This window comes from Stenotrophomonas sp. P5_A8 (assembly GCF_056400545.1).
In genome coordinates, this window is record NZ_JBFULB010000212.1 from 1 (window position 1) to 6893 (window position 6893).

Here is a 6893-nt window from a genome sequence, read left to right on the forward strand (position 1 = left end):
CGGCGGTACCTTGCGTTCCAGCAACGCCACCAACGCCGGCTGCATGAAATCGTAGTCGTCGGGAATATCCAGGCAGACGATGCGCTTGCCGCCCAACCATGGCCGGAAACGGCTGGACAGGCGGCTGCGGTGGGCACGCTCCATGACGATGATCAGGTCGGCCCATTGCAGCAGCTCCGGGCTGACCGGCACGTCGGCATCGGGCTTGAGCCCGGCCGATGCGGTCTCCACACCCGGCCAATCGGCGAACACCTGCTCGGCCGTCGGGCTGCGCAGGCGGTTCTGGCTGCAGATGAAGAGGACGTGGCGCGTCATCCGTGGCGCGCCACCCTCAAATCACGGTCAGGTTGGCGTACGCCATCACCAGCCACTTGCTGCCGGCATCGGCGAACTCGACCTGCACGCGGGCATGCTGCCCATTGCCTTCGTAGTCGGTGACCATGCCTTCGCCGAACTTGGGATGGTTGACCATCGCACCCAGCTTGAGCGGCGGCGCTTCCAGCGCGGCGTGCCCCATCACCCGGTTGGCGCCGAGCGAGGCGGTGCGTGAGACCTGCACCTTGGGCCGCACTTCATTGAGCAGTTCACGCGGGATCTCGCGCAGGAAGCGCGAGGGCACGTTGTAGTTTTCCTGGCCGTGGATGCGGCGCGACTCGGCGTAGCTGAGCACCAGCTTCTGGCGCGCGCGGGTGATGCCCACGTAGGCCAGGCGACGCTCTTCTTCCAGCCGGCCACTCTCTTCCAGCGAGCGTGCGCTYGGGAACAGGCCATCTTCCATGCCGGCCAGGAACACGATCGGGAACTCCAGGCCCTTGGCCGAATGCAGCGTCATCAGCTGCACGCCCTCCTCGCCGGCCTGGGCCTGGCCTTCGCCGGCCTCCAGCGAAGCGTAGGACAGGAACGCGACCAGTTCGCTCATGGTCTCGCCGGTTTCTTCGATGTCGTCTTCGCGGCGCACGAAGCGCGAGGCCACCGAGACCAGTTCGTCCAGGTTGTCCGCGCGCGATTCCGAATCCAGCGCGTTGCGGCTTTCCTTGGACCAATGTTCGCGCAGGCCCGAGCGCACCAGCACGTGGTCGATGCGCTCGGCCAGGGTCATCTCGCCGGCTTCGCCGTGCAGCTGGTTGACCAGGGTCAGGAACCCGGCCAGCGCATTGCGTGCGCGTGCGGCCAGTTCGTTGCCCTGGGTAGTGAGCATGGTGGCCTCCCACAGCGAGATCGCGTGGGTGCGCGCCAACCGGCGCACTTCATCCAGGGTGCGGTCGCCGATGCCACGGGTGGGCGTGTTGACCGCACGCTCGAAGGCGGCGTCATCGTTGCGGTTGGTCATCAGGCGCAGGTAGGCCAGCGCGTCCTTGATTTCGGCACGCTCGAAGAAGCGCATGCCGCCGTATACGCGGTACGGGACCTGTTCGGAGATCAGCGCTTCTTCGAAGGCACGCGACTGCGCGTTGCTGCGGTAGAGCACTGCGGCATCGCCGTAGCTGCCGCCGTCGCGCACCCACTGGCGCGCGCGTTCGACCACGTAACGCGCCTCGTCCATTTCGTTGTAGGCCGCGTACAGGTCGATCGGATCGCCGTCGCCGCTGTCGGTCCACAGTTCCTTGCCGATACGGTCCGGGTTGTGCGCGATCACCGCGTTGGCCGCGCCCAGGATGTTGGCGCTGGAGCGGTAATTCTGCTCCAGCCGCACGGTCTGCGCGCCGGGGAAATCCTTCAGGAAGCGCTGGACGTTCTCGACCTTGGCGCCGCGCCAGCCGTAGATGGCCTGGTCATCGTCGCCGACCACGAACACGTGGCCGCTGTCACCGGCCAGTACGCGCACGAAGGCGTACTGGATGGCGTTGGTGTCCTGGAACTCGTCCACCAGGATCTCGCGGAAACGCGAGCGATAGTGCGCCAGCAGCGCCGGGTTGTCGCGCAGCAGTTCATGCGCGCGCAGCAGCAGCTCGGCGAAGTCGACCAGGCCGGCGCGGTCGCAGCGCTCCTGGTAGGCGATGTAGGCCTGGCGCATGGTTTCCAGCCACGCATCGTGCGGCTCGGGCTGGATGTGCTGCGGGCGACGACCTTCGTCCTTCTGCTCGTTGATCCACCAGGCGATCTGCTTGGGCGGATGCTTGCTGTCGTCGATCTCCAGCTGCTGCACCACGCGTTTGACCAGGCGCAGCTGGTCGTCCGAGTCGAGCACCTGGAAGCTGTCGGGCAGCTTGGCGTCCTGGTAATGCAGGCGCAGCAGGCGGTGGGCCAGCCCGTGGAAGGTGCCGATCCACGCGCCGCGGCTGCCTTGGGGCAGCTGCAGGTCGATGCGGTGGCGCATCTCGCCGGCGGCCTTGTTGGTGAAGGTCACCGCGAAAATGCCATGGGTGGGCACGCCGCAGACTTCATTCAGCCAGGCGATGCGGTGGATAAGCACGCGGGTCTTGCCGGAACCGGCACCGGCAAGCACCAGATGGTGGCCGGGCGGGGCGGACACAGCTTCGCGCTGGGCGGGGTTGAGCCCGTCGAGCAAGTGGGAGACATCCATCGGGCTATTTTACGCCCTCCGCGCCCTCCCTGCGTCAGGGCTTGCGGCCGGCAGCCTCGTCCTTCAGGCGCGCGTCCAGCTGGGCGCGTCCGTTCTGCGCGTAACGCCGGCAGGCCCCCGCGTCCACCAATGGCGGCGTGCCATCGCCCGCCAGGCGGGCGAACAGATCGCTGCCCAGCGGATGCGGCGTCACGTGGATGTCGCAGGGCAGCGCGGCAAGGGTGTCCAGGCCGCGGCCGAATGCGGCCACCATCTTTGGATGATCCAGGTAGCGGTACTGCGCATCGGAGATGGCACTGACGCTGTCGGTGTAGGCGATGTCCAGGCAGCGTGCGCCCTCGCAGGAACGCCATGTCCAGCTGGTGCCGCCGGGGGTGTGGCCCGGCGTGGCATGCGCGGTCAGCGCCAACGGACCAACACGGACCACCTCGCCGTGGCCGATCACCGCGACGTCGGCCACGGGCGGGAAGGTCCCGCCCGGTTCGAGGTACTGCGGGTCGCTGCGGTCGCTCCTGCCCTTGCGCAGCGTGGCAACCGCYGGTGCACGCGCCAGCAGCGGGGCACCGGTGGCCGCCTGCAGGTGGGCCAGGCCGGCGGCATGGTCGGAGTGTTCATGCGAATTCACCAGGTACTTCACCGCGTGCGGATCGAAGCCCAGTGCACGGATGTTGGCCTCGATCAGGGGACCGGCCGCCACGGTGCCCCCGTCGATCAACACATGCCCCTGGTCGGACGTCACCAGCACCGCCGACAGCCCGCAGGTGCCCACATACCACGTGTTGCCGAAGATGCGCCGTGGCGGGGCGCGATCGTTCCAGCCGTCCATGACGCTGGCACCGGCCGGGCAGGCCGGAATGTCATCGACTGCCCTGGCCACGGGCGGCGCGGCGCTGGCCGGCGCGCCGGTTACGGCGGCATCGGCACTGTCTGCTGGCCGGCAGGCAGACAGCAGCATGCCTGCACCCAGTACGACCAGTAGACGGCGCGTCACCGCCTGGGCACGGAGACCGCGTGGGGCGTTCAGGTCGAAGGTGGACGTCATGCGTATTCCCGGTCTGAAAGGCAGCAGCCTAGATCGGTATGCGCACCGTCACCAATGCGAAGATCGAGACAGAGGCATGAGCCCTTTCAATACCTCGCGTCAGCCGATACCGCGAGGTGTCGCAGCTGGCCCACCTACGCAGGGCATCGGCCCAGCGCGCGCACGGCGGCCTGCTGCGCCTGCACCCGCAGTTCCGGAATGGCCAGGCTTTCCCACAGCGTACCGATGCGCAGGCTGCCCACCACCTGCACGTCGGGATGCGGCTGGCCGTTGGCCGCGAGCAGTTCAGCATGCGCCACCGAGGTATCCAGCCCAAGCCCGTGCAGACCCGGGCGCGCGTGGCCATTGGCCAGCAGTTGCTGGACCAGTGGATTGCGCATCGCGATGGCGCGGGTTTCCACGCCGGTAGCGTTGATCAACGCACTCACCTGCAGGGGCGCCAGGCCGCCATCGGCGCCATGCGCGTGCACCTGCAGGGTGCCGTCCAGCACCAGTACCGTGTCCAGTCGCGCGCGATGCCGCTGCAGCTGTCCGGACCGTTCCAGCGCGTCCACCTGCGCCTCTACCTGCTCGGCGATGCGGTGGCGATGCACGTCCCAGTAGCGCACCACATGGCGCAGGAAACGGCGCTGGTCGGCCGCCTCCAGGCTCAACCACAGGGCCTGTCCAAGCGCACGGATCCGGTCCATCACGCTCTGCCACGGCAGGCCCTGCGCGACCGCATCGCGTGCGTGACCGCGCAGCGCGCGCAGCTTCTGTCGCAATGGCATGGCCAGCAACGGCTGCGGATCGAACGTGGCCGCGCCGCCGTGCGCGTGCGCCAACGGCAGCAGCGCGTGACGGGACAGCACGTGGATGCGGCCACAATGCCCGGCGTTGGCCAACGCCACCACGCTGTCGGCCATGCTCAGGCCCGAGCCGATGATGGCCAGGTCGCCATCGCCGGCCAGCAGGCGCACGCCGTCGTAATCCCAGGCATCCACGACCTTGCCCGGCGGCAGCGCCTCGGCGCCGGGCACCGGCAACGGGCGCATGCTGTTGCCGCAGGCCAGCACCACCTGGCGTGCCTGCCACTGCTCGCCATTGGCCAGCGAAAGATGCCGGGGGGTCGACGCCGGCTGCAGACCGATCACCGCCTCGTGCACCACGCTCAGGCGTGCCGGGCTGGCCGCCTGTGCCTGTTCCAGCCGGGCCTGCAGGTACGTCGCGTAGAAGCGTCGCGGCACATACTCGGCCGCAAGCGCCTCACGCGACACCGCGGGGAACGCATCGACCTGCTGCAGGTAATCGAGGAAATCCTCGGACGCCTCGGGCAGCCCACTCATCTTGCCGGCCGGCACGTTGAGCAGATGCTCCGGCCACGGCGTGGCATAGGCGATGCCCTGGGCCAGCACCGAGGCCGGTTCGAACAAGGCGATGTGCACCGCGCGGGTCGCGCTGCGCAGGGCATGCAGCGCGACCAGCACGCCGGCCGCACCGCCGCCGACGATGGCCAGGTCGCACTGGCGGTGGGAATCGGATGCGCTCATGCGGGTATTGTAGGCGATGCCTGCGCGCACGCTGGCGACACGCTCACATCAACGCATCGGCCAGGCGCGCGATGCCTTCGCGACTGCGCCGCCACGCCGGACGCTGGCGCCAGGTGTCCAGCTCGAGGTGGCGCGCTTGCAGCAGGTAGTCGCTTTCGATCTGCAGCAGCTGGGCGACGATGCCGGTGTCGTAACAGAGCATGCCGATCTCGGCGTTGAGCGCGAACGAACGGATGTCCAGGTTGATCGAGCCGACCAGCGCGATGTCCTCGTCCACGGTGAGGTGCTTGGCATGCAGGAAACAGGGCTCGTACAGCGCGATGCGCACGCCACAGCGCAGCAACTCATCGTAATAGGCCTCCTGCGCCCACGCGGTGAGCCGCTGGTTGCTGCTGGCCGACAGGATCAGCTGCACCTGCACGCCGGACAGCGCGGCGATGCGCAACGCGCTGAGCGTGGCTTCATCGGGCACGAAGTACGGGGTGACCAGCACGATCCGCCGCCGCGCCAGATGGATCAGCGCGTTGACCGCATCGCGCGCATTGCTGAAGGGATAGGCCGGGCCGCTGGGCAACAGCTGGGTGGCGACGTCAGCCGAGCACACCGGCACGGCGGTCATCACGTCCAGGCGCTGGCCGGTTTCCATGTACCAGTCGCTGGCGAACACCGCCTCCAGGTGCGCCACACCGGGGCCGCGCACGCGCGCGACCAGTTCCTTGTTGGGAAAGCCCGGGACGAACTCCGGCTGGGCCAGGTTCTGCGAGCCGATGTAGCCGACGCGGTTGTCGATCACCGCGATCTTGCGGTGGTTGCGCAGGTCCATGCGTCCGCTGCGGCGCCAGCGCAGGCCACCGGGCAGCATCGCGCGCACGTCCACGCCCAGTGCCTGCAGGCGGCGTCGATAATGGCGCAGGCCGCGCTTGGCGCCCACCGCGTCCAGCAGCAGGCGGCAGTGCACGCCACGCGCGGCGGCACGCTGCAATGCCTGCACGATCGCCTCGCCCACCGCATCGTCGAACATCAGGTAGTACAGCAGGTGGACGCGCTCGCGGGCCTGGTCGATATCCTCGATCAACGCCTGCAGTGAGGCCTGGTAGTCGCTGTGCAGGTCCACGGCGTTGCCGTGGATGGGCATGAAGTCGCCCTGCCGCTCGATCAGCGGCACGATCTCGGCGGTGGCGGTGTTGGGCACCGGGGTCCAGCGCAGCGGGGGCTGCAGCGCCTGCTCTTCGCGGATCACCTGCGAGGCTTCGGCCTGGCGCTGCACGCGCTGGCGCGACAACCACGGGTGGCCGAACAGCAGGTACAGCGGCAAGCCGAGCAGTGGCACGAAGCCGACCAGCAGCAACCAGCTGCGTGCCGCACCGGGCGTGGTGCGGGTGGGTATCCAGAACAGCGCGGCCAGCCGGATCACCCAATCCAGCATCAACAACCAGGAGCCCAGCATCCACTCGAACAGCATCGCGTCGCCCGTCGGGAGGTATCGATCCATTCTGACATGCCCGGTGTATGCACCCGGTAGTGCCGGCCGCTGGCCGGCTGCCCGTCAATTCGGTCGGAGCCCCATCGCGCCTGCCATGAAAAAAGTTCTTCTTCCAATGGAAGGGAGCATCTGGTTCCAAAGGACGTCGCAGATGGCACGCGGCGATATGCGCGTGGCCGGGATTGCAGGTGCGTTTGGATCGGCTGGCGTCTCCGTTTGGGTCTGCCGCGCGCGTGAGGGCCCCTTCGCGGCCGGTAGGCCCCTGGTGCAAATGTCCCCCGGCCTGGCGGCCTCCTCCTTTATTTTGCCCAGGAG

General features: G+C 68.3%; 5 protein-coding genes. All 5 read right to left on the minus strand.

The window, feature by feature from the left end; all coding sequences use genetic code 11:
• Nucleotides 1-315 (minus strand): low molecular weight protein tyrosine phosphatase family protein (locus tag AC1DQP_RS14285; RefSeq protein ID WP_478051847.1); only part of this gene is annotated, 315 nt, incomplete at its 3' end.
• 16 nt (nucleotides 316-331) lie between these two features.
• Nucleotides 332-2524 (minus strand): DNA helicase II, encoded by a 2193-nt coding sequence (gene uvrD, locus AC1DQP_RS14290; protein ID WP_256777540.1) that lies wholly within the window; start codon nucleotides 2522-2524, stop codon nucleotides 332-334.
• A 34-nt stretch (nucleotides 2525-2558) separates the two neighbouring features.
• The gene (bla, locus tag AC1DQP_RS14295) at nucleotides 2559-3566 is read right to left on the minus strand and encodes a subclass B3 metallo-beta-lactamase (RefSeq protein WP_457318189.1); all 1008 of its coding nucleotides are present in this window, start codon (nucleotides 3564-3566) and stop codon (nucleotides 2559-2561) included.
• A gap of 134 nt (nucleotides 3567-3700) precedes the next feature.
• Nucleotides 3701-5113 (minus strand): FAD/NAD(P)-binding protein, encoded by a 1413-nt coding sequence (locus AC1DQP_RS14300; RefSeq protein ID WP_478051848.1) that lies wholly within the window; start codon nucleotides 5111-5113, stop codon nucleotides 3701-3703.
• Between the two features lie 25 nt (nucleotides 5114-5138).
• Nucleotides 5139-6557, minus strand: a complete 1419-nt coding sequence (gene cls, locus AC1DQP_RS14305) for a cardiolipin synthase (protein ID WP_457318194.1) — start codon at nucleotides 6555-6557, stop codon at nucleotides 5139-5141.
• Between the last annotated feature and the right edge of the window lie 336 nt (nucleotides 6558-6893).